20 protein-coding genes and 1 tRNA gene are annotated in these 26,707 nt (G+C 50.0%); 2 read left to right on the top strand and 19 right to left on the bottom strand.

Annotated features, from left to right (window positions below):
- Positions 1-147: 147 nt before the first annotated feature.
- The gene (locus CZ345_RS10630) at positions 148-1,599 is read left to right on the top strand and encodes an aryl-sulfate sulfotransferase (protein ID WP_204224287.1); all 1,452 of its coding nucleotides are present in this window, start codon (positions 148-150) and stop codon (positions 1,597-1,599) included.
- 408 nt (positions 1,600-2,007) lie between these two features.
- Positions 2,008-2,082 (top strand) — tRNA-Gly (locus tag CZ345_RS10625).
- A gap of 302 nt (positions 2,083-2,384) precedes the next feature.
- Here CZ345_RS10625 and CZ345_RS10620 read toward each other — a convergent pair.
- From CZ345_RS10620 to CZ345_RS10530, 19 genes are all read right to left on the bottom strand, one after another.
- Complete coding sequence (locus CZ345_RS10620) at positions 2,385-3,737, bottom strand: alanine/glycine:cation symporter family protein (protein ID WP_077073128.1); 1,353 nt, start codon at positions 3,735-3,737, stop codon at positions 2,385-2,387.
- A 293-nt stretch (positions 3,738-4,030) separates the two neighbouring features.
- Complete coding sequence (locus CZ345_RS10615; protein WP_077073127.1) at positions 4,031-5,221, bottom strand: nucleotide sugar dehydrogenase; 1,191 nt, start codon at positions 5,219-5,221, stop codon at positions 4,031-4,033.
- Entirely contained in the window at positions 5,218-6,615 is a 1,398-nt protein-coding gene (locus CZ345_RS16670) for a hypothetical protein (protein WP_144277333.1), read from the bottom strand. Before CZ345_RS16670 ends, CZ345_RS10615 begins: the two co-directional genes overlap by 4 nt.
- 51 nt (positions 6,616-6,666) lie before the next feature.
- A complete protein-coding gene (locus tag CZ345_RS16285; protein ID WP_162274965.1) occupies positions 6,667-8,436 on the bottom strand; it encodes a glycosyltransferase family 2 protein in 1,770 nt (589 codons plus the stop codon).
- A 68-nt stretch (positions 8,437-8,504) separates the two neighbouring features.
- Positions 8,505-9,446 (bottom strand): glycosyltransferase family 2 protein, encoded by a 942-nt coding sequence (locus tag CZ345_RS10600; protein WP_077073126.1) that lies wholly within the window; start codon positions 9,444-9,446, stop codon positions 8,505-8,507.
- A gap of 2 nt (positions 9,447-9,448) precedes the next feature.
- A complete protein-coding gene (locus CZ345_RS10595) occupies positions 9,449-11,251 on the bottom strand; it encodes a polysaccharide biosynthesis/export family protein (protein ID WP_077073125.1) in 1,803 nt (600 codons plus the stop codon).
- 1 nt (position 11,252) lies between these two features.
- A complete protein-coding gene (locus tag CZ345_RS10590; protein ID WP_239446676.1) occupies positions 11,253-12,410 on the bottom strand; it encodes a KpsE/RkpR family capsule polysaccharide export protein in 1,158 nt (385 codons plus the stop codon).
- Positions 12,397-13,059, bottom strand: a complete 663-nt coding sequence (locus tag CZ345_RS10585) for an ABC transporter ATP-binding protein (protein ID WP_077073124.1) — start codon at positions 13,057-13,059, stop codon at positions 12,397-12,399. Before CZ345_RS10585 ends, CZ345_RS10590 begins: the two co-directional genes overlap by 14 nt.
- Positions 13,056-13,823 carry an ABC transporter permease gene (locus tag CZ345_RS10580; protein WP_077073123.1) on the bottom strand — a complete coding sequence of 256 codons (768 nt, stop codon included), beginning with the start codon at positions 13,821-13,823 and terminating at the stop codon, positions 13,056-13,058. The genes CZ345_RS10585 and CZ345_RS10580 overlap by 4 nt, the downstream gene beginning before the upstream one ends.
- Positions 13,824-13,826: 3 nt before the next feature.
- A complete protein-coding gene (locus CZ345_RS10575) occupies positions 13,827-14,216 on the bottom strand; it encodes a DVU3141 family protein (protein ID WP_077073122.1) in 390 nt (129 codons plus the stop codon).
- Positions 14,213-15,070 carry a tyrosine-type recombinase/integrase gene (locus CZ345_RS10570; protein ID WP_083717362.1) on the bottom strand — a complete coding sequence of 286 codons (858 nt, stop codon included), beginning with the start codon at positions 15,068-15,070 and terminating at the stop codon, positions 14,213-14,215. Before CZ345_RS10570 ends, CZ345_RS10575 begins: the two co-directional genes overlap by 4 nt.
- A 565-nt stretch (positions 15,071-15,635) precedes the next feature.
- Entirely contained in the window at positions 15,636-16,529 is an 894-nt protein-coding gene (locus CZ345_RS10565) for an esterase-like activity of phytase family protein (RefSeq protein ID WP_144277331.1), read from the bottom strand.
- 463 nt (positions 16,530-16,992) lie between these two features.
- Positions 16,993-19,671, bottom strand: coding sequence for a DEAD/DEAH box helicase (locus CZ345_RS10560; RefSeq protein ID WP_077073120.1), 2,679 nt, complete (start codon positions 19,669-19,671; stop codon positions 16,993-16,995).
- Positions 19,672-19,679: 8 nt separating this feature from the next.
- A complete protein-coding gene (locus tag CZ345_RS10555) occupies positions 19,680-21,989 on the bottom strand; it encodes a site-specific DNA-methyltransferase (protein WP_077073119.1) in 2,310 nt (769 codons plus the stop codon).
- A gap of 179 nt (positions 21,990-22,168) precedes the next feature.
- Complete coding sequence (locus CZ345_RS10550) at positions 22,169-22,774, bottom strand: recombinase family protein (RefSeq protein ID WP_077073118.1); 606 nt, start codon at positions 22,772-22,774, stop codon at positions 22,169-22,171.
- A 29-nt stretch (positions 22,775-22,803) separates the two neighbouring features.
- Positions 22,804-23,157 carry a protein MobC gene (locus CZ345_RS10545; RefSeq protein ID WP_077073117.1) on the bottom strand — a complete coding sequence of 118 codons (354 nt, stop codon included), beginning with the start codon at positions 23,155-23,157 and terminating at the stop codon, positions 22,804-22,806.
- A gap of 144 nt (positions 23,158-23,301) precedes the next feature.
- Positions 23,302-24,489, bottom strand: coding sequence for a MobV family relaxase (gene mobV, locus CZ345_RS10540; RefSeq protein WP_077073116.1), 1,188 nt, complete (start codon positions 24,487-24,489; stop codon positions 23,302-23,304).
- Positions 24,490-24,690: 201 nt separating this feature from the next.
- Positions 24,691-26,478 (bottom strand): AAA family ATPase, encoded by a 1,788-nt coding sequence (locus CZ345_RS10535; RefSeq protein WP_077073115.1) that lies wholly within the window; start codon positions 26,476-26,478, stop codon positions 24,691-24,693.
- On the bottom strand, positions 26,471-26,689 hold the full coding sequence (locus tag CZ345_RS10530; protein ID WP_077073114.1) for a helix-turn-helix transcriptional regulator: 219 nt from the start codon (positions 26,687-26,689) through the stop codon (positions 26,471-26,473). Before CZ345_RS10530 ends, CZ345_RS10535 begins: the two co-directional genes overlap by 8 nt.
- Between the last annotated feature and the right edge of the window lie 18 nt (positions 26,690-26,707).

The raw sequence follows: 26,707 nt of genomic DNA, 5'->3' as shown, positions 1-26,707 counted from the left end.
TGATCCAAAAAGGTGATTTTTTTATGAATTAATTAAATGAATCCATATTTAAATAGATTTTACTTTAATTATTATTGACTTTTTGTTTTTAATTGTGAAAAAGTGAGCTAGCTGTTTCTACGCACATTCAACATGGAGGAGAATGCCATGCGTAAACTCGTCGCCTTTCTGGCCGGCACGGCCCTTGCTGCGGGCCTCTGTGCCGCTCCCGCCACGTCTTCGGCCTACGAAGCCATCTGCGGCCCCCTGGGCGTGCTTCACTACCAGAAGGAAAAGTCCTACGGCGGTTTTGTGCTCTACACCAACCACCTGGGCGGCACCAAAACCTACCTCATCGACCTTGAGGGCAACGTGGTGCACGAATGGAATCACGGCCGCCAGGCCTTCATGGCCGAGCTTCTGCCCAACGGGCACCTGCTGCGCGCCGAACAGGGCCCCGGCTCTCCGGTGACCTTCGGCGGCTGGCACGGCAGCCTGCGCGAATACGACTGGGACGGCAATGTGGTATGGGAATACACCATACGCGACGAGAACAAGGTCGCCCATCACGGCTTCGACCGCCTGCCCAACGGCAACACCGCCATGCTTGTATGGGAAAAGATGAGCTGGGATGAAATGATCGCCAAGGGCCGCGACCCCAAGGACCCGACCATCTACAAGGACGGCTTCAAGTACCCCGACGGCAAGGTGCTGGAAGGCGTGTGGCCCGACGCCATCATCGAAGTGGACCCCAGCGGCAAAGTCGTGTGGGAATTCCATGTGAAGGACAATATCGGCACGGGCAAGGACCAGTGGGACCCGAACTATCATCTGCCCTTCGGCTATATGCCCGCCTACTTCGCCGGGCCCGACTGGACGCACTGGAACTCCATCCGCTACAACCCCGAGACCGACCAGTATCTGGTGAACTCCCGCGACTGGGGTGAAATGTACATCATCGACAGAAAGACCAAGAAGATGGTCTGGCGCTGGGGCAACCCCTACGCCTACGGCGCGGGCACCAAGGAACAGGGCTACGCCCGCGACGGCGACCAGATTCTCTTCGGTTCCCACGACTGCAACTGGCTGCCCAACGGCAACCTGAGCATCTTCGACAACGGCACCATGCGCCCCAGCGGCAACCACAGCGCCGCCTATGAAATAGAACGCGACGGCACCTTCAACGGCGGCAAGATCGTGTGGTCGTTCAAGACCAAGGACCCGAACAGCTTCTATTCCGACTACCAGAGCGCCGCGCAGAAGCTCCCCAACGGCAACTGGCAGATCACGGCCACCAACAACGGCCATGTGTTCGAAGTGACGCCCGAGGGCGAAGTGGTGTGGGAATTCGTGAACCCCATGTCCGGCGACGAGCCCTACTGCGTGAGAAAGGACAACAATCCCTGGACGCAGATTCACCGCGCCTTCCGCTATGCGGCCGATTCCCCGCAGCTCAAGGGCCGCGACTTGAAGCCCATCCGCAAGCTCGCGCCTTCCTGCCCCGACTGGAAGAGCCTGCTTGAATACAAGCCTTCCCCCAACGGCGGCAGACCTCCGAAGGTGGAAAACGCTCCTACCTCCGACCAGAAGGGTTATGACTACGCTCTGCCCAAGAAGTAAGGCATAATCCCCTGCCGGGCGGCCGTGCGTGGCCGCCCCCTTCCCCGGCCGCTCCGCAAGGAGCGGCCTTATGTTTATCTCCAAAGCACACGCCCCGGAACGGCCTCTCCCGGAATAACCGGAAGCGTGCCCCTGCGAAATCTCCCTCCCCTGAGCCTACGCAGGCTCCCGCAGGAAAGCGATTTGCGCCCCGCGGCCTGCCCCTTCCGCGCCGGCCCGTGTGCGGGAGGCCCGCAGAATACGGCCGGGCAAAAGCAGGCATGGACGCAGCCGCACGGGGCCGTTCCCGGGGAATTTCGTATCGTCGGCAAAAGGCGATGCTGCGCCCTGCAGAAAAATTTTTATTTTTTGTAATTTTTTTGTTGACAGGGGCAGCCTTCTTTTATACAAGACGTCTGTTCCTACCGCGCGGGAGTAACTCAGTGGTAGAGTGCAACCTTGCCAAGGTTGAAGTCGCGGGTTCAAATCCCGTCTCCCGCTCCATATAGATATGAAGGCCCGTCATACGACGGGCCTTTTCTTTTTCTCTGCATACAACACATTTCCTGCGTGCAGGCGCAGCATGCCATGTTGCGTCTTATCCGGCGGCATTCTCCGCCCGCCCCTTCCTTCGCCGCTTCCCGGAGAAACGCTCCCCCTCTTCTCTCATTCATCTGCCGCTGCAGAAGAGTACCGCCGGAAGCGCTCCCTCTATGCTCCACGCCCTTCTGCCGCAGAATCTGTACGAAAAGGCCTTAAACAAAAAAAGCCGGAGGGAACTCCCCCCGGCTTCGGAAAAAAACGGATCAGTCGTCCTTCGCGCATTCGGAACGGAAGGAGGCCTCCTCCTGCTTCACCAGCTTGAAAAGCACGGGGCTGAGCAGCAGGATGGCGATAAGGTTGGGAATGGCCATGAGCGCGTTGCAGGTATCGGCCAGCAGCCATACCAGATCGAGCTTGATGAGTATGCCCACGGGAATGGCGATGCAGTACACCACACGGAAGGGAAGCTGCGCCCTGTCGCCGAAGAAGTAGATGGCGCAGCGTTCGCCGTACACGCACCAGCTCATGGCGGTGGTGAAGGCGAAGAGGGAAAGGCACACCGTCACCACGATGCCGCCTACGCCGGGCAGCACGCTTTCAAAGGCGGCGGAAGTCACGGCCGCGCCTTCCTGCCCGTTGCTCCACAGGCCCGTGACCAGCAGTGCGAAGGCCGTGAGGCTGCACACCACGATGGTGTCGATGAAGGTATCGAGCATGCCGATGGTGGCCTGCGTCATGGGGGAACGGGTGGAAGCCGCGGCATGAGCCATGGGGGCCGTGCCGAGACCGGCTTCGTTGGAGAAGATGCCGCGCGCCATGCCCATGCGTATGGCCATCATGATGGAAGCGCCCGCCGCGCCGCCCTGGGCCGCCGTGGGCGTGAATGCCTCGCGCAGAACCATGGCGAAAATGCCGGGCACTTCGCTTATATGCATGACGATGACCAGCAGCGCCATGGCCGCATAGCAAAGGGCCATGACGGGAACGATCTTGCCCGCCACGGCGGCGATGCGCTTCACCCCGCCGAGCAGCACCAGACCGGAAAGCAGAAGAAGAACCACGGCGGAAACTTCAAAGGGAATGCCGAAGCTCGCCTTCAGCACGCCGCCTATGGCGTTGCTCTGCACCATGGCGCCCGTGCCTATGCAGGCCACGATGCCGAAAAGCGCAAACGCGCTTCCCAACCACATCCAGCGGCGCCCCAGGCCGTTTTTAATGAAGAACATGGCTCCGCCCACCCAGTTGCCTGCCGGGGTACGTTCCCGGAAGTGCACGGCAAGCAGCACTTCGCTGAACTTGGTGGCCATACCCACAAGGGCCGTCATCCACATCCAGAACAGCGCGCCGGGGCCGCCCATGTAAATGGCCGTGGCCACGCCCACGATGTTGCCGGTGCCTATGTCGCCGGCAAGGGCCGTCATGAGCGCATTGAAGGGAGAAATCTCCCCGTGCTCCGAATCCTGCCTGCGTCCGGCCCAGGCATGGTGCAGCCCCCGGGCGAAGTTGCGTATGGTGAAGAAACGCAGCCCGATGGTGAGATACAGGCCGGTGCCGAAAAGGAGCACCAGCATACAGGGGCCCCAGACGAAGTTGTTGATGAGCGTGAGCCATTCCATGATGCGATACCTTTATGAAGAAAAGCTATAATTCCTTACGATACCGCATAACAATACAAACAGCAAGGCAAACAAAAAAAACCACAAGCGGGAGAAAGAAAGGAAAAACACAGAGCTCTTTCTCTACGACAGCCCCCTTGGACTGGAAAGTACCCCTCAGCCTCTTCCCGATGCCCGGAGATGTTCCGCCAGGGAAAGCCGCTCTCTCCATACAAAAACCGCCCCTTCCCGCCGAAGTAAGCGGGAAGGGGCGGTTTTGATGCCATTACGGCATATTGTTCAGCGAGGAAGGATCAATCTCTTTCAAACAGGTCACGGGTATAGACTTTATCCATGCAGTCCTTCACTTCCTCAGCCATGCGGTTGACCACGATCACATCGGACATGGACTTGAAGGCCTCGAGGTCGTGAATGACGGCGAAATCCTGAAAGACATCCTGACTCAGCGTAGGTTCGTAAATAACAACCTCCACGCCTTCATCGCGCAGCCTGTTCATAACATCCTGAATGGCCGACTGACGGAAATTGTCGCTGCCCGCCTTCATGGTCAGGCGGTAAATACCGACCTTGCGAGGCCTGCGGGCAAGAATCTGATGGGCGATAAAGTCCTTGCGCGTACTATTGGCTGCCACGATGGCGGCAATGATGTCGTTGGGAGTACCCTTATAGTTGGCCAGAAGCTGGCGCGTATCCTTGGGCAGACAGTAACCGCCGTAACCGAAGGAAGGGTTGTTGTAGTGGGAGCCTATGCGCGGGTCCAGCCCCACACCCCTGATGATCTGCCGCGTATCCAGACCATGCAGTTCGGCATAAGTATCAAGCTCGTTGAAGAACGCCACGCGCAGCGCAAGGTAGGTGTTGGCAAAGAGCTTGATGGATTCCGCCTCCGTGGCGTTCACCATGAGGGTGGGGATATCCTTGTCCATGGCCCCTTCCTGAAGCAGCGCGGCAAAGCGCTCCGCACGGGCACGAAGGTCGGCGGAGCATTCCCGGGGAGTCCCCACTATGATGCGGGAGGGGTGCAGATTATCGTAAAGCGCCCTGCCCTCACGCAGGAACTCCGGCGAGAAAATAAGGTTCGGCAGGCCGGGCCACGCCTTGCGCAGCCCTTCCAGATACCCTACAGGCACCGTGGACTTGATGACCACCGTGGCGGTGGGGTTGACCTTTTCCACCAGCCGGAGCACCGCGTCGATGGAAGATGTATCGAAATGGTTCTGCTCCACATCATAGTTGGTGGGCGTGGCAATGATGATGACTTCCGCATCGCGATAAGCGGATTCCCCATCCGTAGTGGCGGAAAGGTTCAGCGGCCTTTCCGCAAGGAATTCCTCAATTTCCTTATCCACGATGGGGGATTTCTTTCTGTTGATGAGTTCCACCTTGGAAGGAACGATATCCACGGCCTTCACACTGTTATGCTGAGCAAGCAGTACGGCCAAGCTCAAACCGACGTAGCCGGTTCCGGCAACAGCAATGTTCATACATTAACTCCAGATTCAAAAATTTCTATTCTGTCAATAGAAAGAACTCTATTTTGTGTTGCTCCATGAATTCCAGAAAAAATACAAAACTGAAGATCACTAGCCTCTCCCTTTATTTTTAAACAAATATCTATTATATTATTAATATTATAAATATCAGATATAATAAAATCATGTAATGTTGGAGAATAAACACCAATAGTTATTTCTTTATCTTTTGAATTTAAATTAATACCATGAATAGATATTTTATATTTTTTATTACACTTCAAAAGAACTTTATAACAACAATATTTATCAATACCTGAATCAATTTTAATATTATTAATAAACTGAGTTGATTGTGTAATAAAATTATCATCATTAATATATTCTATAGATAATACATTATCTGTTTGATATTTATAGTACCAAAATTCATTAAACAATAAAAATAGCGATTTATAATCTTCTATATTTGAATTACTATTTGCAAGCTTTATAATAAAGTCTATAACATAAAATAATACTCGATCTTCAAAACTAGTATGTGGAAATTTTCCATTTGCCTCATAAATATACATATAAATATTATTAAATTTAGATATTCCTAATCTAGGTTTAATATTCAATTTATCACATACATAACTAAGATGATCTCTGTAATCCCACTTTGATTTACAATTTTCAATAAATATATATTTTACAGTGTCATTTCCCAACATATTTAATATATTATTTCTATTAAATATATCATTTTTATGCAAATCTATACCAGTTTTTTCAAAAAAATCTTTTATATTATCATGATTATATTCAAAATTATATTGCCCATTGATAGATACAGCTGTACAATTTCCAAATTTTGTAGCAACATCTAAAGCAGCCGTACCACCACCAGACCCACCATAAAAAACAACATTCTCATGATTTATTTTTAATATATTAACTATTTTTTCTATTAATAATGATGTATAGTATCTAAAATCATTACTTTTATCTCCATAAAACCACCCCAAAAGAAGATCTTCATATTTAAAATACATAGGATCTTCTAATGAAATCCATGATGCATTTGTAAGATTATAAAATGACCATCTATTATATATAGGAATATCTCTTTTTTTACCCCCAGAACTAGTTCGTGCCCCATCTAAAACGACGAAAAGTTTTTTTTCTGAACCTTTATGAAAGAAAAATTGAAATTTAGCATTACATATCTCTGTTGTATAAATTCCAGTTTTTAAATCTTTAATATCTTCAAAATTAATATAAACACTTTTTTGATTAATAATATTTTTATCAACATAAGATCTTTTTAATCTTCTATTTACAACATGCCTTACAAATTTTGACGAGTATAATATATCTTTCTCATGTAAAAAAATTTCCCTAATTGTAATATTTCCATTCATAAAATTCCCTCATAACACATTATACAATTACATCATAAAAAAAATAACACTTTATTCACTAATAATATTATTTATTATTTTATTATTATAGTATCCAATTAAATTTTTAATATTAATATCGTTACCATATATTTTATTCCTTTCCCAAAGTGTATTATTTTCAATTTGTGTATTTTCAATATACTGTGGATTATTAAGACCAGGAGCACACCAGTGAATTTTTGTTCCTTTTATTACAGCCATTGCCCAGAACCATAAATCATCACCATCCGGACAAAGTTTAGTAAACAATTCCTTTTTACATATATCTTCATAAAACATATTCTTTGTATATAAACATCCACCTAATCCAGTCTGCAGTATTAAAAATGATGCTTTCGAATCATCTTTTATTAATCTAAACTTTGAATACTCACTAAATTTATTATTTTCAAAAACCATACGTCTAGCTCTCAAACATTGAACAGATAAAGGATCATTATAATATCCTGTTAATAATATTCTTATCCAATTTTTTGGATATATCACATCATCATCACCAGTTATTATAATATCATTGGGGAAATCTTTTAATGCAGGTATTAACTTTTTATATGATCTAATATCATCACACCATCTCACTTCAAATATATCATTAATTTTAGATATAAGTTTTTCAGGAAGAGACGCTTCTTTCATAGGAAATTGAGATTCTGCCAAATATAAAACTATCTTTTTTGGTGGAATATCTTGACTAAGAATCGAATCAATAGTTTGATATACAGTATTTATTCGCGCCGGATATGACGTTAATGACACAATTGGTCTATTGATATCATCAAGAACAATATTAGGAAACTGATTATAAACATAATTTATATAATTTATTTTCTCCAAATTTGTCTCAAATTTTGACAAATTAGACTTAGTATCTTTGTAAAATCTATTAATAACAGAATTAATCCATTTATTTTTTATTTCTTTATTTTTATCTGAATATAATATTCTTGTTATAATCCTACTATATACATCTGTTAATTTATAATATGACGCATCTTTTTTCTTATTAATAATAGAATTATGATTTTCTCTATAATAGTATATAGATTTATCAGTAGTAACTATATTTTTTGCAAAAAATAATGATAATACTGTAATATAATTATCTGTACCCATTGTATGTATTTCTGGAAATAATATAAGATATTTATTTAAAAATTCTCTTTTATATATCTTATTCCACGTTACTCCAGTTGTATTAATTATATTAATTTTTTGATCATCTCCAATTTTTTTATTTATTGAAAATCCCATATTTTTATGTTTTATACTTTTTGAAGGAAATCTAACTACATTATTAGTCATAGCAATATCTGCATCTTTTATTCTTGCAATTCTATACAATGAACCAAAGTAGTTATCTGAAATATAATCATCAGCATCAACAAATCCAATATATTTTCCTTTTGCTATAGAAATAGCTAAATTTCTTGTAGTTGCACATCCAAGATTTGCACTATTTTTCAAAATAATTATTCTATTATCTTGTTTTGCATACTTTTCAACAATAGATATAGAATTATCAGAAGAAAAATCATCAACAAAAATAAACTCTAAATTTTTATTTTTTTGATTAATTAAGCTTTTCAGACATGTTTCTATATATTTTGAAACATTAAAAACAGGAATAATTACAGAAACATCAATATTTACATCTTTTTTTATATTATTCATTATTTTATACTCCTCATACCCTTGCTTCTCTGTCACATTTTTTTTTCCTATATCTTTAAAAAAAAGATATGGATGTTTAAAAAGTTTTTTAACCTTACGATTCAACATAATCCCCTCCATAATTAATTGTTTTCTCACCTATACAAAAAAGCCTCTTCAATTTTATAAAAAATAAATTAACTAATACATTTATATTTTAAAATAATATACACCATCTTTAATATCTTTATATAAAATTTCACTCTATATATTTTAAATTTGTGTCTATATCTTTCTTGATTGATTATTTCAAAATTTATAGAATAATATATTTTTATAAATAATATAAATAAATCAAATCTGTTTATTTTATCAATAAAAAAATAAATATTTTTTACTAACTCATAATATAAATAATTATAACTATATTTTTTTGAAGTAATTAGCAGTTTATTAACACCGCATAAATGATCATGTAACTTACTATAATCCCATATTATATCTTTATGTCCTTTTCTATAAAAATAAACATTTTTACTTATAGCATAAAAGCTTTTAGCAAATGTCATACAACAAACAAAAAAAACCGAATCTTGAAATCTTTTATAATTACAAAAAATAATATTATTATCATTTAAAAATTTTCTATTATATATAAACCTATAAAATCCACCCTCATATTGATAATCTTTATACATATAAAGACTATCCCTATTAAACATCTGATAAGATATCTGTTTAATTCTTATAGAGCCATCAGAATTAATATATAAAAGTGAGCCACCACAAATATTAACATTTTGTTCCACAGCCTTACGGTACAGCGTTTCCAGTACATCATTCGAAGGATACAGATCGTCGCTGTCCATAAAGGCGATGTATTCCCCACGGGCTACAGCCATGGCCCGGTTTCTGGCAGGGCCTGCACCTGTGGATGAGGGTTGATGCATCACCGTGATTCTGGCATCGCGCGAGGCGTATTCTTCGGCTACAGCTCCGCTTCCGTCAGTGGAGGCGTCATCCACAATGAGCACTTCGATATTCCGCAGGCTCTGGGAAAGAACGCTGTCCAGGCATTCCCGGAAGTATTTCCCGCTGTTCCACACGGGAATAATCACGCTGACCGCTGGATGTTCCATGGCTACAGCCCCACAGCCACCTTGGTGGCCACGGCAATCTGGTAGAGTATCTGCGTGATGCCCTTGGCCAGTTCCAGATTCTTGGTATCCACACGGGGCATGACCAGAATGCGGTCCCCGGCATGCACGCCCAGTTCCGCAATGGGGCCCACCTCCCCGTTCATGCGCGCAACAAGAATGTTGTCCTCATCCGCACGGTCGGTAAGACCGCCCGCGCTCTTCACATAGTCTTCCGCCTTCATGGCGGCATCGAAGGTCACGGCCTTGGGCAGAAGCACCTCGCCGGATACCTGCACCACGTCGCTCTTCTGCGGAATGACCACTTCGTCGCCATCTTCCAGCAGAAGGTCGCGCACCTGTCCGCCCCGGCTCACCACCACCACGCCGTCGGGCGTGAGGCTTGCCGCACGGCGGATGAAGTCCTGCACCAGTTCCGCCTCGCGCACGCGGATCTCGGCTTCCTCCGCCGTGGCGGACGTGGCCGTCAGCGCGGAACGCTCCAGGCGGTGCAGGGAATCTTCCAGTATGGTCTTCTGCTGGCGCGCCACGCTCTGGCGGCGCACATACACGGCGGAAACGTCGGCAAGGGCCGGGTCCACCTCCACATAGGCAAGCAGGGCCCGCAGCGTGGTGCTGTTCTTTACCGGGAAGCGCGATGCCCCGCGTATGGCTCCGCTCACCGAGGCCATGATGGTGCGGCCACGCGTATCGGCCACGAATTCCACGCTGTCCCCGTCCGCAAGGCGCATGGAGGAAAATTCCTGCATGGTCATGTATTCATTGAAGGGCCTGCCGCCCCGGATGCCCGTAACGCTCACATGCGTGGCGCTGGAAAGCGGGCTGCCGTAGGCGATGAGCTGCGAACCCGTGGCCTGCCCCCTGAACTCATACCGGGCTTCCTGCCGCAGCATGCCGCAGGCCGCCACACTCACCCCGCGTTCTCCCACAAGGATGACGTCGCCTTCCTTCAACCGGATGTCGGGCATGTTGCCGTTGAGGGCGAAATCATAAAGATCAAGACTCGCCACCACCTTGTTGCCGCGCTTCACCTGCACGTTGCGGAAGGTGCCGCGGTTCGGCGTAATGCCCCCTGCCCTGTCGAGGTACGACATCACGGAATCCACGGGGCTGCCCGCATAGCGGCCCGGCTGGTTTACAAAGCCCGTCACATACACGGCCACGGGCTGGGAACTCTGGAGGTTGACGTAGATGTTCACGTTGTCGGTGAATACCGAGGCAAGGCGCGAGCGCACCGCCCCCTGCAAAGCGGACTGCTTGAGCCCGGCCACACGCACAGGCCCCACTTCCGGCAGAAAGATGTTGCCCTGCTGGTCCACGGGCAGCACGTCGTCATAGGTTTTCGCGCCCCATACGCGCACCATGATGCGGTCGCCGGGCAGGATGACATAGTCGCCGTTCATGCCGTCGCTGTAGGTGCCCGCAAAATTTCCCCGGAACAGATTGGCCCCGAAGGGAGCAAGCAGTGCGGAAGCCGAAGGCGCAAGCCCTCCCTGCGCCCAGGCGGGCGGCGCGTCCATCACCGTGGGGGTGGACTGCTTTTCCCGGTAAGGAGCCGAAGCGTCGAACACCGGATAGCCCCCGGGCGTGGACTGGGAAACCACATTCATGCCGTTTCTGGCCGAGGCAGGCAGCCCGCCCTGCATGGGCGTGCCCGATGCCATGGAAGAGCCGCCGTACTGCGCCGCCCCGCTGTAGTTCTGGAGCGGATTCTCCGCTGCAAAAACAGGCTGAGCACAGAGCGTGCAGAGCGAAAATAGTATGCCGGCGTGGTATATCGCTTTCATATTAAAATCCCGCATGTTCTCGGATGGACGCCCATACCAGCGACACGATGCCCAGAAGGAGCAGCAGCGCCGCAAACACATAGAGCGTGAAAAGGAAGGGCCGGGGGTACAGAGACTCGTCCGGCAGCGTGGGCTGCTGATACGCCACCACATAGCGCGACTGCGCCATCTGCTGGATGCGCGCCTGCTCCAGGGAGGTCATGGCAGAAACAAGCTGCTTCTGGGCAAATTCCGCCTCTATGGTCAGGTCTTCGTACTCGGCCACAAGGGAGTTCAGGTTGCCCTGCACGGTGCTCTGCCCGGCCACGCGCAGCTTTTCTTCCCCAAGCTGCTTTTCCACCGCAGCAAGGCGCTGGTTCAGCGACTTCAGAAGCGGAGCTTCCGCGTTCATGTACGATTTTGCTTCCGATATCTGGGTGCGGAGCGTCGTGGCCTCGGCTTCCAGCCGCGTCACCAGTTCCTGAAGACCGGCCGCCGTGCTCTTGGGGTCGATGAGATTGTGGGTATCGCGGAATTCCCGCATGGCGCTCTGCGCATGGCGCACACGCTCTTCCGCACGGCTCACTTCCTCGCGCGCAAGTTCCACCGCATCGTGGCGTGCCCGCTCGTTCATGGCGTTCACCAGCGCCTCGCTCCGCTTTAAAATGGCCTGCGTGAGCTTCTGCGCCATCTCCGGCGTGTAGGCCTTCACTTCCAGAGAAATGATGCCCGTATCCACATTGAGCTGCGGCAGTACCGCCCAGCGCCAGTAGCGGGTCAGTTCGTCCTGCGTGGGGTGCTGCCACAGGCGGGAAATCACATCGTATTCCCGATCGCTGTAATGGCTTACCAGCCCCAGTTCCCGGTCGATATCCTGAGCAAGGTCAAGGCTCTGAATATAGTCGTTGATGATGTAGGCATCGTTCCCCGTGGAGCCGGAAGTCCTCAAAAACATGGACGCTATATCCGCCCCTCCCGATACGGAAGCATCTGCGCTGCGTATGGCAAAGCTCGCATGCGACACATACATGGGCGAGGCCAGCATGAGAAAATAGAAAAAGGCCAGCACCGTAGGCAGCACCAGCGCCGTGATGAAGGCACGTTTCTTCATCCAGCGGCGCAGTCTGCGCCACAGCGTTTTGGCGTACTGCCGGGTAAGGGCCACATTATTTTTTTCCACGGCACATCCCTTCATAAACCGACAGCGCCTCGTCCAGCGTGTCGAAAAAAATCAGCTTGCCGCCCTTTAAAATGGCGGCGTTGTCGCAGTTCGCCCGTATGACGGAGGTGCTGTGCGCCACCACCAGCAGCGTGGAGTGGGCCTTTCTTTCCTGAAAAACCCTTTCGCTCTTGGCGCGGAAGGAGGCGTCGCCCACGGCGTAGCCTTCGTCGATAAGGTAGAAATCAAAACCGATGGCCATGCTCAGCCCGAAGGCCAGCTTTGCTTTCATGCCCGAGGAATAGGTGCGGATGGGCATGTCCATGTAGGGGCCGAGTTCGGAAAAATCCTCTACGAAATCAGTCACCTGTTTGATATTCGCCCCGTAGATGCGGCAGGTGAAGCGCATGTTCTCCCGCCCGGTGAGGCTGCCGTGGAAGCCCCCGGAAAAGCCTATGGGCCAGGAAACACGGCTGGTGCGCTTGACCCGCCCCTTGTCCGGCGATTCCGCCCCGCATATCACGCGCATGAGCGTGGACTTGCCCGCCCCGTTCAGGCCGAGAATGCCCATGTTCACACCTTCGCGGAAAATGTGGGACACATTGTCCAGTACCACCTTGCGGCCGTGCGGCAGGCCGTAGCTTTTGCACACGTGAGAAAGCTCGATCATACCAGCCGCCTCCGCACATAGCGTTCCATGAGAAAGCCGAGGCACAGGCATGTTACGGTCACGGACAACAGGTATTCAGGACTGTAGGAAATGGTGCTGTACCCGCGGGAAAGGCATACCCTGCCCCATTCGATGATCTGAATCAGAGGATTGTACCAGAGATACCGCAGCACATAGGAAGGCAGCATGGTGGCGGAATAGAACAGGCCAGAGGCAAAAAAGAGAATACGCATGACCATGGGCACGATTTTTTCCAGCGTGGGGTACAGCACTGCCAGAGAGGCACAGAGCATCCCCATACCGAGGCCCAGAAGCGGCGTAAGCAGAAGAAGAAACAGCAGACCCCCGAAATCGGTAAGGTAGAACGGCATGCCGCAGAGCATGCCGATGGTAATGAGGAGCAGTGCGGCCACCACTTCCGTGGCCCAGACGATGACGGCGCGGGAAAGCATGAGATCCACGGGCGTGACCTGCGGAAAGGTCAGCAGCGCCCTGTTTCCGGCTACGGCATTCATGCACTTGTTCAGAATCCCGCTGAACATATTAAAAAGACCGAACCCTACCAGCATGAACATGAGGATGTGCATGCCGTGCGGAGCCTTGGCCCCGGCAAGGTAGCGCATGCCCCAGAACATGCCTATTCCCCACATGGTCTGTATGAGCGCCCACAGGTAGCCCAGGCGGGATGTACCGTAGATGGTATGCACCTCGCGCATCATCAGGGCATAGATGACGCGACCCTGCACGGTAAGCGCGCTGTCCATGGCTTATCTCTGCACGTTTTCAAAAATCGGCTCGGCCGTTGTCCAGCCCGAAGCATCCCTGCATACGGCGATACGGTGGGTGATGCCCCCGGCGCGAACCGCCGCCCTTCTGCACGTCTGTCCGAGGCCGGACGTGTAGGAAGATTCCAGCATCACCCGGCTGTCCATGCCGAAAGGCGTGGGCATGAGCGCCTCTTCTCCCACCTGCATACGGGAAAGCGCCAGCGCAAAGGCATCCCCGGAAGGCGCCGCCGCTTCCGCGGGCGCAGAAGGCACGGAAGGCTGCTTCTGCACGCAGCCCGAAGCAAGGGCACAGACAAGAAACGACGCTGCAAGGCACGCAAAGACCTTTCCGCCTGCGCGGAGGCTGCCCGGAACAAGGCGAACAATCATTGGAAGGCCCCCTGCGAAGGATCGGCCTGACCGCCCTGCATCTGCGACTGAAGAAGAAAAGCCTCGGAGGAATAGTGCCCCAGGTGGCTGCGTACATCCTTGTATGTTGCCCCGTTCTGAAGCAGCGAGTGCACGAAGATATGACGAAGGTCGTTCAGGCGCAGGGTGGGACGCCCCAGCTCGCGGCGAAGCTTGTCCCAGAAGGCGAACACCGTGACCACCCTCTCCCCCGTGGCGGGGCGGAAGAAAAGCCACGGCACATCGGCACGCACGGGCAGTTCGGCAATGAGCCTCACCGCCGCCTCGCTGAGCGGCAGGCGGCGCACGACTTCGGAGCCCCGGCGTACGGCAAGGCTGCGCCCGGGAAGGTCCACATCTTCCCGGCGGGCATAGAGAATTTCCGACTTGGAAGCCCCGGTCAGAAGCAGAAGGTGAATGGCCCGCGCCGCAACATTGTTCCGGTACTGATTGAGAAGAGCGATGAGGCGCTGCTTTTCCGAAGCGGAAAGCACCTCCGGGCAGCGCGGCGCGCTGCGGCGGCACACGGCATGGCGGAATGCCTCGTCGCTTGCCAGCACATGCCAGCGTACGGCGCAGTTCAGAATATACTTCACCAGCCAGAACAGCCGGTAACAGGTATTATGCGAAAGCCCGGCGGCAAGGAGTTTCTCCTTCCAATGGTAGAGCTTCTCTTCATTAATATCCTCAAGCCGGCATTCCCCCAGGTAGGGCAGAATATGCCGGTGCACATACCTCACATCCGTCTGCCAGCTGCGCTTGTGTTCCCTGATGTAGGGAACATACCTGGTATGAATGAATTCGCTCAGCACCACACGCCCCGCTGTTTCGTGCAAGAATTGCAGTTTTTTTCAAGGGGAAACGTACAAGTCCCCCCTATTAACAGAAGATATGACAGCAGGGAGTGTTTTATTTATATATTTCAGCATATTATCTACATCAAACTTCCTGCTCTCCCGCTATAAACTGACAACACGAGAAAAATCTGCGCGGCCGCCTTGAATAGTATTATTTTTTTTATAAGAAAAAATAACATGTTAGTGATAGATCTCTCTTTTTCACCCTTGTCAGAATTCTGATATTTGCTATCGTACGTTCATATCTTCTGTTGTGAAAACAAAAGGATGTAGAAAAGGCGGTGCTCAAAGCTCTGAGCACCGCCTTTTTTGTTCGCCCATACCGGGAAGATAAACACTTTTTACTCTCGCAAACCGGGCATGACATTCTCTTCCTCATGGTTCATCTTCCGCCCCTGGAGAGAACGCTTTACCGCCATTCCGGTTCCGTCCGCTTTTGCTTCTCCTCACCGGAAGGAAAACATGCGCCGCGGCAGGCAGGGAAACAGGGTAAAAAAAAGCCCCCGCCGGAAAACGACGGGGGCCGGAATGCCGTGACGGGGCCTTACATGGCGGGCGTCATCTTATAGCGATAGATTTCATGCACTTCTTCCTTATAACCGGGATACATGCCCTTGGTCATGCCGAGCACGATGCGCGCGCCGCGGTTCTGATGCACCAGAAGGTCGCCGGTGGAAGGATCGACACAAAGGCCTTCGATTTCACCCTGCCGGATGGCCTCGGTAAAGGTCTTTTCCAAAATGACGGGAGCGTAGGTATTGGAGGAAATATCCACGCGATAGAGGTGGTCGGGTTCGTTGTCGTCGGCCGTGCCGTCATCCGCGGTAAGGAAGAGGGAGCCTTCGTAATAGAATATGCCCTGCACCCACTGAGGCACGGGCTGCAGATGCACCTTGCGCAGATAGTTGCCGTCCAGATCGTATTCATAGAGGTAACGGCCGGATTCCTCGCCCACCCAGGAGCACATCCACACGGAGCCCTTCACAGGGTCCACCGTGATGCCGGAAGTTTCCAGCTGGCCGGAAGCCTCGTTGAAGGGGAATGCGCGTTTGAACTTGAGGGTATTGGCGTCGTACACGGAAACCTGAATATCCTTGCCCACGCCGTCCATGAAGTTTTCCACACCGCAGTAAATTTCGCCGTTGTACACGTCGATGTCGCCGAGGTGGTTCACTGCCTTGGTGTAGCCGGTTTCAAAGGGCTTGTCGTTCTTCAGGACGAGCTTGCCGTCCATGTCGTATTTGTACAGCGCCTTGCTGCAGCTGACGTAAATGTACTTGCCGTCGCAGGCTACGCCCTGACGTCCGTCGACCTTCATCACGTCCTTCAGTTCATAGGTGTACTTGGGAGACATGTCGGGTTCGGGAAGAGCCTGGGCCTGTCCGCAAACTCCCAGCAACATGGCGCCTGCCGCCGCAAAAGCGAAGAACTTGTTCATATACCCTCCTCAGGGTTGACAACCGCCTCCGAAATGGAGACTTCAAGGCGACGTTAGAACAAAGCGCCCTCTTCCGCAACAGCGGAACGCCTGCGGGAAAGAAAATCGACACGCAAAACTGCATACTTTTTTCCGCCGATGCCTGCGGCACAACGAAAAAAGTTTTTTCCGTCCTCCCTCCATGCAGAAGGAAACTTTTCTCTTCCCTGCAAAAAGCCCCGAAACGGACGCTTCCATACTGCGGGGACCCGGCCTTCTCCATGCCGAAGGCCATTAACGAAAAAACGCCCTGTGACTGCTCACAAGGCGTTGATTTCTTTCTGGCGTCCCCAGGCGGATAAATTTTACATAATAACATACTGAAATAAAAATAGGTTATTATAAAAATCTTGTATAATACCTATAAAAGTACCCCCATTTTTAAAGATTGTAAAACTTCTCTTTAGCGAACATGGATAGGCTACTATTTATACTCCGTAAACCCGCCAAGCAGTGCCTTCATTGAGATTGGACGGTATTTCTTGAAGCTCTCCTCATCAACATAGACGAAGTCAAATCTGGTCTTGCTCTGTGCCACATTTATATCTTCACACCACTGTTTCAGGCGAGCCATTTTTTCCGGCACGTCCAAGTCTTCCCGACCCTTGGTTTCTACAATCACTATGTCTGTAGGCGACAGCTTGACAAAAAAATCTGGAATGTAGTTACTGATGCTACCGTCCGCCCGGACGTAATCCAGCCGAAAGTTTACCGCCAAATAGTTTTTGGCATAGGAGATAACATCTGGGCAGCTTTCCAAAAAGTCGGCAAAAAGAAGCTCAAGGTGACTGTCGCCTATTATGCGATTAAAGACGCTCTTTTGCGCTGGACGGTAATCCTGCTCCTTCACCATAAAAGGACGGGTATTGCGCAGCTTGATGGTATCCCGTATTTCGGCAGAACCTCTGTCGCGTACAGTAAGCGCGTTGATGGCTTTTTTGAAGGTATCAATAATGGTTCGGGAAGCTTCAATCTCTGATAGATTGCGCAGTGTGTTGGCGGATTCCAAGTCCACACTTTGGGTAAACAGTTCATCTCTCACAAATGCCTTGACCTTACCATAAAGCACGTCATAGCCGCTGAACAGACGCAACTCTCCCATAATCGTCTTAGCAAAGAAGCCGATGACACTACTGAAATCAGCTACTCCCGCGCTGTTCAGAATAGTTTTGTGCGTAATCTCACCTGTCGTTATATCCTTGAAAATAATTTCCCGTTGCTCTTCCTCGCTGAACTGTCTGTATTCCAGCTTGTTGTTACCCAAAGCCTTGATGTCCAGCTCTTCCAGATTTTTGTATTCCCGGTAAATTCTAGGCGTCAAAACAGGAATTTCCATATCTAGCGCGTCAATATCCTTTTTGAGATTTTCCCGATCAACTTCTATAACCAGCGGGGCCTTAGCTCCCGTACCGCCGCCCATTGGTTTTCGTTCAAGCTCAACACCTTCAAGCTGGATAGACTCCACAAAGTCCATGAACGCGTCCGTGCCGACAACGCTGACCTGTTCCCTCAGCCCACCAAAGTACATTTTGCGCAGGCCGCGCCCCAGAGTCTGCTCTGGCAAAATATTGCTTTTAGCGGAATAGGCGCGCAAGCCGACAATTGTGGTGACATTGCGCACGTCCCACCCCTCCTTGAGCATGAGGACGGAAACAATGGCTTTATAAGGACTGCTGGAGTCGTCAATTTCATTGGAAAGGCGACGCAGTCGCTCTAACTCTTCCTTTGCCCTGCCGGAACTAGCTTCGGAAATTTCTCCGTTGTTCTTGGTGTGAATGACCAGAACCGCGCCTTTCAATTCCAAATAGCGGCTTTCCAAATATTCTGCCACTTCATCGCAGTTTCTAGTGTCATCGGTCATCACAAAAAGGATGCCCTTCTTGCCAACCTTTTCGTGTTCTTTATACGCCTTACGCCATTCAACCACGCCAAGGTCGAGATAATCGGCATACTTCTCGGTAAACTTCGCACTTTGCTTTTCTTCCAGCTTAGCGCGGCTGGGAGCGTCCGGCAGAACAGGATGCTTAACTACATTTTGATAAATGGCTTCAACCAGTGGATAATCCACCACTGTCTGCACAAAGATTGCGCCGTTGTTGTGTTTGGGCGTAGCGGTCACATCCAGCTGCAAACTGAGCGCGGCCCCTTTCTGCAACAAATTGTTGTGAATATCCTGAATTGATTTGAACCAGGCCAGAGATGGGTCATGGATATGATGGGCCTCATCATTGATAATCATTAATTCGCCAATACTCCGGACAATGCCCCTTAGGTCGACCTTTGAGTCATTGGTTGCGCCTGTTGGTTTCCTGCCAAGAAAATAGTCCTTGCTATTCTCGTCGTTGGCGGACGGCAAGGAATCATTGCCGCAATACACGCGATGAATGTTGGTCAGGAAGATGTTGCCCACTGAATGAGTGATATTGACTTCATCCTGCTTGTGCAGGGTGAGCTGAAAATCGTCCCGCCAGTTATGCCCCTCATAGCCATTATCCGGCAATGTAGGGTCTTCAAAAAAAATGCGCAGTCCCTGAAAATCCTTGTAAATGCGATCCAGCACGATAATATTCGGCGCAATAATCAGAAAGTTGCGGGACAACCCGGAATCCAGCTCATACAGCTTGTGGAAAAAGCTCCAGACCAAAGCCAAGCTCATCACTTTGGTCTTGCCGCTGCCTGTGGCCATTTTGATAACCAGCCGCAGCCAGTTTTCGTCAAACATACCAGCCGAAACAAGGCCGGTGCTATCAAAACGCATCAGGTCGAACTTTTCCCGCACTCCCCGGACATCATACAGAAAAATAATGGTTTCCAGTGCTTCCCGCTGGGCGAAGAAATATTGAAACTCCGCCATATTGCCATCGCTGCGCGGCAGCAGATGCGGCGTGCAGAACCACCAATTAAGCAAACTGCGGCTAGTATCGCTGGCACCGACATAGCCGGAATCCCGAAAAGTCTTGACCTCGCGGCGCAGCTTGTCCACCAGAGGAGGAATGAGTTTTTCCATGCCGCAGGTTCGCAGGTTTTCATCTGCCGGAAACCAGCGCAACTCTGGCTCAAGAATGGCGTAGGGAGATTCCGGGAATTTTGGATGTAAGGCCATTAGTTCCCTCACTGAATGTTGACGGCGAGTATGGTCATGGTGTCATTGCCAAAAATATCCACAACCTTGACCGCAATCTTGTATTGACCTGGCTTTGCATACTGGTGCGGCGCACTGATCAGCTCTAGCGTCCTGTCCTTTGCTGTGCGGAAGGTCTGCCACTCGTTTTCAAAGATATAGTCGCCCGTCCAGATTTCCTCATTTTCTCCAGTCTCCGGGTTGAGTTGCTGGATAATTTCCCGCTTGCTTTCAAAATCAAAATCCACAGACCAGTAATCAATCCAGTCCGTCCATTTTTGGGTCAGCAGCTCCCGGCTGACGATGCCGTTCCTGTCTTTGCTGACCTTGATGATTTGTCCCTGTTCCATCACAATTTTGCTGGCGTTGTTCTTGAGAACGGTCTCTGCCTGCCGGGTGGAATCCTGCGAATAAAACACGGAAAAATCCGTCAGCTTGACCGCCACATCATTCTTGTTTTTTGCATTGTAAAGTACTTTAGCCTCAATAAAGGCTACATCATGGAAAATAACCTGATCCCTTTCCACGGCCCGCTTGTCAAACACTGTAGCTGGAATATACTTTGGCACAAGGTCAATGCCGTGGCTTCTGGCGTTATCCAGAATATTGGGGAACAGCCCCATTTCGAATTCAAAGCCCAGCACATCCACTTTGGTTATCTTCAGGGTACGGCATTCCAAGAAGACTTCCTCCACAAATAGCCGGGTAACCGGCATATTGACCGGGCCGACAACTACCATGCGCCCATTCTTTTTGCCGTGGAATGTATTGAAACCACTGACCCTCTCCGCATGGTAGGCATTGAGGATAAGTTCAAGAAAGGCGGTCTCCCTAGCCTTAAGCTGCTGCCGCTTTTCCTCTTCCCGCAGATTTTCATTGACGCCGATATAGTGCTGGCGTTCATACTTACCTAGGTTGAGTATTTCAAAGGCGCGATAATTTTTGCCGTCTTTCTTGAGCTGGCGCTGCACGCCGATCATTCTTTTACGGGTAGTGTGGATGGCGAATTTGCCGAGGTCCGCAGCAATCCACTTACGCCCCAATTTTTCCGCTACAGCGGCAGTTGTGCCTGAGCCACAGAAAAAATCCGCCACAAGGTCACCTTCGTTGGAAGAGGCTTTGATGATACGTTCAAGAAGGGCTTCAGGCTTTTGAGTAGGATAATTCACATTTTCTTGAGTATAACCTAGTGTATTTCCAGGAATATCTGTCCATATATTTGAAAGTTGAGCCCCAATTTTTTCTCTCTCTTTGAGATAATATTTTTCTCGTATACTTTTACCAAAGACTAAACGATTATCATTTTCTAATTCCTTCATCCTTTTTTGATTAAAACGCCATCCTTTTGTAGGTCTTTTCCATATTTTTCCATGATTATCAATATAATCATAATTTAACTCTGGACAAATTTTAGATGGATTTATTATAGGTTGAGTTGAATAAGGACCTCTACCATCATTATCATCTTTATTAAATGTTTCTATATATTGTGTAGATAATGGACCAAAACATCCATTAAAAATTATATTATCACTTTTTTGACTCCATAGAATATGATCTGAATTTTTAGGAAAATTTTCATAAGATGTTTTACCTGCAGTAGTTCTCTGCCAAATTATTTCATTTTTAAAATTATCTCTTCCAAATAATTCATATAAAATAAATTTTATATGACTATTTAATCTTTGATCACAATGTACATAAATACTTCCATCGTCAGCAAGTAAATCACGCATCAAAATTAATCGTTCATAAATCATGCTGATAAAACTATCAGCTCCAAGGCCCCAAGTATCGCGATATGCAATTTCCTCCAATATGCCAGGCTGCTTAGTAAAAGTATCCTCACCGATTTCTATGTCCATAGAAAAATCCGCGCCGACATCAAATGGCGGATCAATATAAATGAGCTTTAAGCCGCCCTGTTTTTCTATTTCTTGCCGCAATGGGCCATTTTTCAGGGAAGAGAGAATGAGCTTGTTATCGCCCCAGATCAGTTTGTTGGTCCAGCCTTTGAGCTGACGCCCCCTCATATCAAATAAGGGATTATCAACGAATTTCAGCCTCTGCGTTGAAGTTCCCTGCTCAAGCGCATGCTCATCCGATCTTGGCTCGTCCACCTGTTCAATGGTCTGGAATGGCAACACAACATTGCAAACCTCGTTGGTCTTACCGTTCCAAACAAGCTCAACCTGCCGGTTATCTTCAAAAAGCAAAAAACGATATTTTTCGGGTAAGGGCTTATCCGCTTCAAGATAGCGATTAATTTCCTGTCGTTCCTGCGAAGTCAGTCGGGGCATAGGATATTCCTTGCAAAAAGTAGCTTGCAAGGGTGGCGATAAAGTGTACTTGGCCGCCAAGGAAACTTCTGCTGTCTGTGACAGTCCAAAATAACGTTGACTAAGCTGTTTTTACCGTCTAAAAAAGAGTGCTAGAAGTAAAAAAAACGGGTGGCGGCCAAGTACACTTTATCGACATATTATGGACATTTTTTTTTGAATGACTCTGCACGAATGCGGAATGTGGAACGAGCCATGCCGGAACGTTTTGCCGCTTCCGATGTCGAGATGGCCCCCTCTGTCCATAAGGTATATGTTTCCGGAAAATTTGGGGGAAGCGGTCGTGGCGCGTGCCCGAACCGCACGCCGCTTTGCTTGGCTGCCGCAATTCCCTGAGCCTGTCTGCTGCGAATATTCTCCCGTTCATTTTGAGCCACAAAGGAAAGTACTTGCAAAACAAGGTCGGCAATGAAGGTGCCGAGCAGATTTTTGTCGCGCCGTGTGTCCAGCAGTGGCATATCCAGCACAAAGATGTCTACGCGCTTTTCCTTGGTAATTATCCGCCACTGTTCCAGAATCTCCTCGTAATTTCTGCCAAGCCTGTCAATGCTTGTAATACATAGCTGGTCACCCGGCCTGAACTTTTTTAGCATAGCCTGATATTGTGGACGCTGAAAATCCTTGCCCGACAGTTTATCCATGAAAATGCGGTCTGACGGGATGGCTTGCCGCTCAAGGGCGATGCGCTGACGGCTCTCGTTCTGATCTGTACTGGATACGCGAATATATCCGTAAGTTTCTGCCATAAGATTTTCTCCTTTCAGTGGATTTATGTTCATAGTTCATCATCGGGTATATCAGGAGCAATGAAGCTGGAGCGTTGTTCGCGTTTCGGAGGATGCGGGGGTGTGTCTTGCATCTTTGACTTTCGCCCTTCCCGTTGCCGTCTGGCTTCGGTCAGATACTTGGTCAGAGTTTGGGGCTTCACATCAATGCCTTTTTCGTGCAGACGTTCGACAATCTCCTGTGTGTCGAAGCCACGCTTTCTCATCCGCTCCAGTGTCGGGGCCAGAACGAAGACGGCTTCTTTGACGGACATGACTCTGTTCCCCTCCAGTGTGACGGAAGCGGGTTTGAGAGTGGCGAATTCCTGTCTGATTTCCTTCAACTGAGTCGCGGTAATGGTCATGGTGCTTTTCCTGTGGTTCGCCGGGGCCATGCCCCGGATTGGTGTTTTGTCTTTCCGGTCGAGCGGGACGCTCGCCCACGCTTCACGCAAGTGAAGCATAGTGGGCTATATCTTCGGCCTGTGCGAAGATTTCTCCCCGACGCCTTACCTCATCCTCATGCCGCGAGCGGTCATCGCCTGCCGACGCTCCCTGTCCCGCGCCTCCTGCTCCTGCCGCTGCCGCTCATCTTCCTGCTGCCGCTGAAGCTGTTCGGCCCGCCTGCGTTCCACGAACTCGATATGCAGCGGCCGGATTTCCGGCAGACGCAGAAATTCCCGATAGCCTGCCATAATTCTCCTCATTTTCTTCAACTGTTTCTCCAGCTCCTCTTTTTCCTCACTGCTTTGTTTTCTGTGGGCCGTGTATCCCGCTTCAAGCCGCGTCAGCTTTCCGCGAAGGGTATCCACTTCCCGTTGCAGAATTTCCTTCTCTGTCTGGACAAGGTGTTTGACGGCAAGCGCCTTTTTCAGTTCTTCAATGAGGGAAGAGGCTTTTTTCAGCACGGACGGATAATTGAAAAGTGAGGCTTTCGGCAGGGAATGCTCATCCCGAAGGACTTTTTCCGCCTCCTCGGCCTGCCGCTCATATGCTTCGATGCTCTTTTTCAATTCCTCTTCGCGTTGCCCCAGAATCCCAAGTGACTGCAAGGAATCACGCATCAAGGCAGCAGCTTCCTGCGCCAGCCGTGCCAGTTCCTCTTTCTGCTGTTTGAACTCGCGGGTATTCAGATGCTTTTTGGCGGAATCGGGCGTCTGCTCCACGCCTCGTTCAATGGCAAAACCTCGGCTTTGCAGATAGGCGGGAAGTTCTGATTGCAGTTTCCGCAGACTCTGGCGCGTATAGATTTTGTTGGCGTTGAGTCTCCCGTCCTGCGTGACCGGCACATGGAAAAAGTGCATATGCGGTGTCTTTTCATCCATGTGAACCATTGCGGAAACGACATTCTCCGCGCCCACAAACTCCGTGAGAAAGGCTTTGCTCTCCTCAAAGAAACGCCTTGTTTCCTCCGGCGTGAGGCCATCAAAAAACGCCTTGTCCGAGGTAACGATAAGCCCGCACATGCGCACGGCGTCCTTTCTTACAGCCTTGACCAGCAGAAGGTCGTCAATGCGATTCTGAATGGCCTCGGCATAGTTCGACGAGGCGGCTTCGTGCAGCTCGTAGTTCGCCGCGCTTCTGTCGTAGTCAATATCGGGGTTGCTGTGGCTCTCCCGCTCCCGTCGGTTGTGGCTCTGGATGCCGCGTATGGCCTCCTTCTTGAATTTGTCCATGTGGAGTACGAGATAGGACATGGCAATACTTCCTTGTATCAATGGATGTCCCGTTCTTTCTGTGACAGGAATGCGGGACACTTTTTCAGTTTACGCGGGACAAGAATTGAAAATCTGTTCGGATTTGGCTGGACTTCATGGGATGACAGATATGATGAATATTGCAGGTGTCCCGCTGTACCGCTGCCTAAGCACCGGTACAGCGGGACACCAGGAAAATGGTCAAGCGAGACCTTCCAGTTTTCTTTTCAATCTGTGGACAGACGATTTTGATTTTCCCATTTCCTCGGCGCAGTCACGAATGCTGTATCCCTCGCCGAGCAGCCTTTTCAATTCCTCCAGTTCCACATCTTCAATGTCCCGAACCCGCCAATGCAGGGCATTGCCTTCGGTAATCAGGTTGGCCTCAAAGGGTTTGGCGTCATCGCCCAATATGCCCCGCGCCTTGGTCAGGTGAACTTCAAAACGTGCGCCTTCGGCCATGCTGTATTCCCTGGGCCTGCGCAGACTGATCACCGTGTCCATAATGTCTTCTCTGGCGCTGGTGCCGCGCTGGTCGCCGGATTTTCCGGCATGATGGATAAGCAGGACGGTCATCCCTCTGCGGCGTAATTCCAGCAACCACGCCTGCATGGTCTGCCAGGACTGAGACTCGTTTTCCTTTCCGGTGCGGCACAGGGTTGCGATGTTGTCCAGCACAACCATGTCCACGTCTTTCAGAAAAGGCTCAATCATAGTCTGCCCACTGGCGGTAGACAAATCCGGCATGGGACAGGGTTGCAGGTCCGGTGTGATGAGCGCCATGTTTTTCAACGTATGCGGAGGAACGGACATCCCGCTGACAAGCGCTGCAAGACGACTCTGCATGGATGTGGCAGGCATTTCCCCGTCCACATACAGCGTTCGTTTAGGCATCGGCGCACGCCAGTTGAACACCGCACCGCCGGAAGCCACGGCAACGGCTATGCTCAGGGCCGCAAACGTCTTGCCGATGCCGCGCGGAGCATACAGGATGCCTATCCCTTGAACCGGAAGAATGGGGGATAAAAGATACCCCCGTTCAGGTATGGACATGGAAAGAAACTCCCCCATGTCCAGAGAAATCAGAGACGGACGGGCAGCTGTATGCATGGCCTCTTCCACCTGACGGAGAACTTCCTCCAGCCCCTCACTTTGATGCAGGTCGTTGAAGTCTTTCCCCTCGCCGGTGGTAAACTTGGGCAGGGCCAATCGAGCCTGTGCTGCTTGAGCAGCTTCCTGCCCTTTACTGCGGCCTGCTTCATCATTGTCGCCACAAATGAGGATGGAAGCCTCCGGGAATCTGTGTCTCACAAGATTGGCCACGACAGGCAGGTTATTGGCTGAGAACGTCACATATACGGTACAGTTGACGGCTAGATGGATGCTTGCTCCCGTAGCATAACCTTCGCAAAAGGCTAGAGGCTTTTCCGACTTGCCGGGAATAATGAAATGTCCTCCCTGTACTTTGCCGCCCATGAGAAAGCGCTTTGTCCCGTCCGGGGCGATATATTGCAGGCTTTGTAAGGTTCCCGATATATCCCTGACGGGAAGGAGCAGCAGACCGCTCCGGGTCTGACGTATGTCCCCAAGCGCGGGAACGCCTTTACGCCGTAAATATGTGTGTTCCGACGAGCAGGGAAAAGATGCATCCAAAACGCCCTGGGCCTGCTTCGCTGCCGTTTCATACCGGCGGGCACATTCTTCCTCTCGTTGATAACGAATGTTGCGTTGCCGTTTCTGCCATGCTTCCTTTTCAGCCGGGGAGAACGTTCTCTGATCCATTTCAGTAAACGTCCCCTGGTCTCCGCTCTCCCAGTTGCACCACCAGAGCGTGGCAGGAGGGTCAACATGCGCGATGTATGCGCCGTTCTGTTTATGCGGCCTGGTCCGGGTGGGACAACGATGCAGTTTTCCGTCCGCTTCGATGTCGGACGGAATCAAGCCCTTGTCGGTCAGGATGTCCCGAAAATTTTGCAGGGGATTACTCATGCTCTTCCCCCTGCCTGCCAAGACTTTCGATGAACGCGGCAATATCTTCTGCTCTCCAAACCGTGGTTCTGGGACCAAGTTTCACGGGTTTGGGATAACGCCCGGTCCGACAGCCTTCCCACCAGGCGCTCTTGCTTATGGGTATCATGCTGAGAACCTGAGGAAGACGCAAAAGGCCGTGAGCGGGGATGGACGGTTGATGCTGTTTCATAAAAATCTCCTGAACCTG

It is taken from the genome of Mailhella massiliensis, assembly GCF_900155525.1.
Taxonomy (GTDB): Bacteria; Desulfobacterota; Desulfovibrionia; order Desulfovibrionales; family Desulfovibrionaceae; genus Mailhella; species Mailhella massiliensis.
The sequence above is the reverse complement of the archived record's forward strand: the minus strand, read 5'-3'. Positions and strand labels throughout refer to the sequence as shown.

Bases quoted from the DNA above. Each gene is read 5' to 3' on its own strand.
- CZ345_RS10535 (WP_077073115.1), bottom strand. From the start codon at position 26,478: ATGAGTAATCCCCTGCAAAATTTTCGGGACATCCTGACCGACAAGGGC.
- CZ345_RS10550 (WP_077073118.1), bottom strand. From the start codon at position 22,774: ATGGCAGAAACTTACGGATATATTCGCGTATCCAGTACAGATCAGAAC.
- CZ345_RS10600 (WP_077073126.1), bottom strand. From the start codon at position 9,446: ATGGAACATCCAGCGGTCAGCGTGATTATTCCCGTGTGGAACAGCGGG.
- CZ345_RS16285 (WP_162274965.1), bottom strand. From the start codon at position 8,436: ATGTTGAATCGTAAGGTTAAAAAACTTTTTAAACATCCATATCTTTTT.
- CZ345_RS10555 (WP_077073119.1), bottom strand. From the start codon at position 21,989: ATGCCCCGACTGACTTCGCAGGAACGACAGGAAATTAATCGCTATCTT.
- mobV (WP_077073116.1), bottom strand. From the start codon at position 24,489: ATGTCCTATCTCGTACTCCACATGGACAAATTCAAGAAGGAGGCCATA.
- CZ345_RS10595 (WP_077073125.1), bottom strand. From the start codon at position 11,251: ATGAAAGCGATATACCACGCCGGCATACTATTTTCGCTCTGCACGCTC.
- CZ345_RS10565 (WP_144277331.1), bottom strand. From the start codon at position 16,529: ATGAACAAGTTCTTCGCTTTTGCGGCGGCAGGCGCCATGTTGCTGGGA.
- CZ345_RS10560 (WP_077073120.1), bottom strand. From the start codon at position 19,671: ATGGCCTTACATCCAAAATTCCCGGAATCTCCCTACGCCATTCTTGAG.
- CZ345_RS10630 (WP_204224287.1), top strand. From the start codon at position 148: ATGCGTAAACTCGTCGCCTTTCTGGCCGGCACGGCCCTTGCTGCGGGC.
- CZ345_RS10530 (WP_077073114.1), bottom strand. From the start codon at position 26,689: ATGAAACAGCATCAACCGTCCATCCCCGCTCACGGCCTTTTGCGTCTT.
- CZ345_RS10620 (WP_077073128.1), bottom strand. From the start codon at position 3,737: ATGGAATGGCTCACGCTCATCAACAACTTCGTCTGGGGCCCCTGTATG.
- CZ345_RS10575 (WP_077073122.1), bottom strand. From the start codon at position 14,216: ATGATTGTTCGCCTTGTTCCGGGCAGCCTCCGCGCAGGCGGAAAGGTC.
- CZ345_RS10580 (WP_077073123.1), bottom strand. From the start codon at position 13,823: ATGGACAGCGCGCTTACCGTGCAGGGTCGCGTCATCTATGCCCTGATG.
- CZ345_RS10585 (WP_077073124.1), bottom strand. From the start codon at position 13,059: ATGATCGAGCTTTCTCACGTGTGCAAAAGCTACGGCCTGCCGCACGGC.
- CZ345_RS10545 (WP_077073117.1), bottom strand. From the start codon at position 23,157: ATGACCATTACCGCGACTCAGTTGAAGGAAATCAGACAGGAATTCGCC.
- CZ345_RS10615 (WP_077073127.1), bottom strand. From the start codon at position 5,221: ATGAACATTGCTGTTGCCGGAACCGGCTACGTCGGTTTGAGCTTGGCC.
- CZ345_RS16670 (WP_144277333.1), bottom strand. From the start codon at position 6,615: ATGAATGGAAATATTACAATTAGGGAAATTTTTTTACATGAGAAAGAT.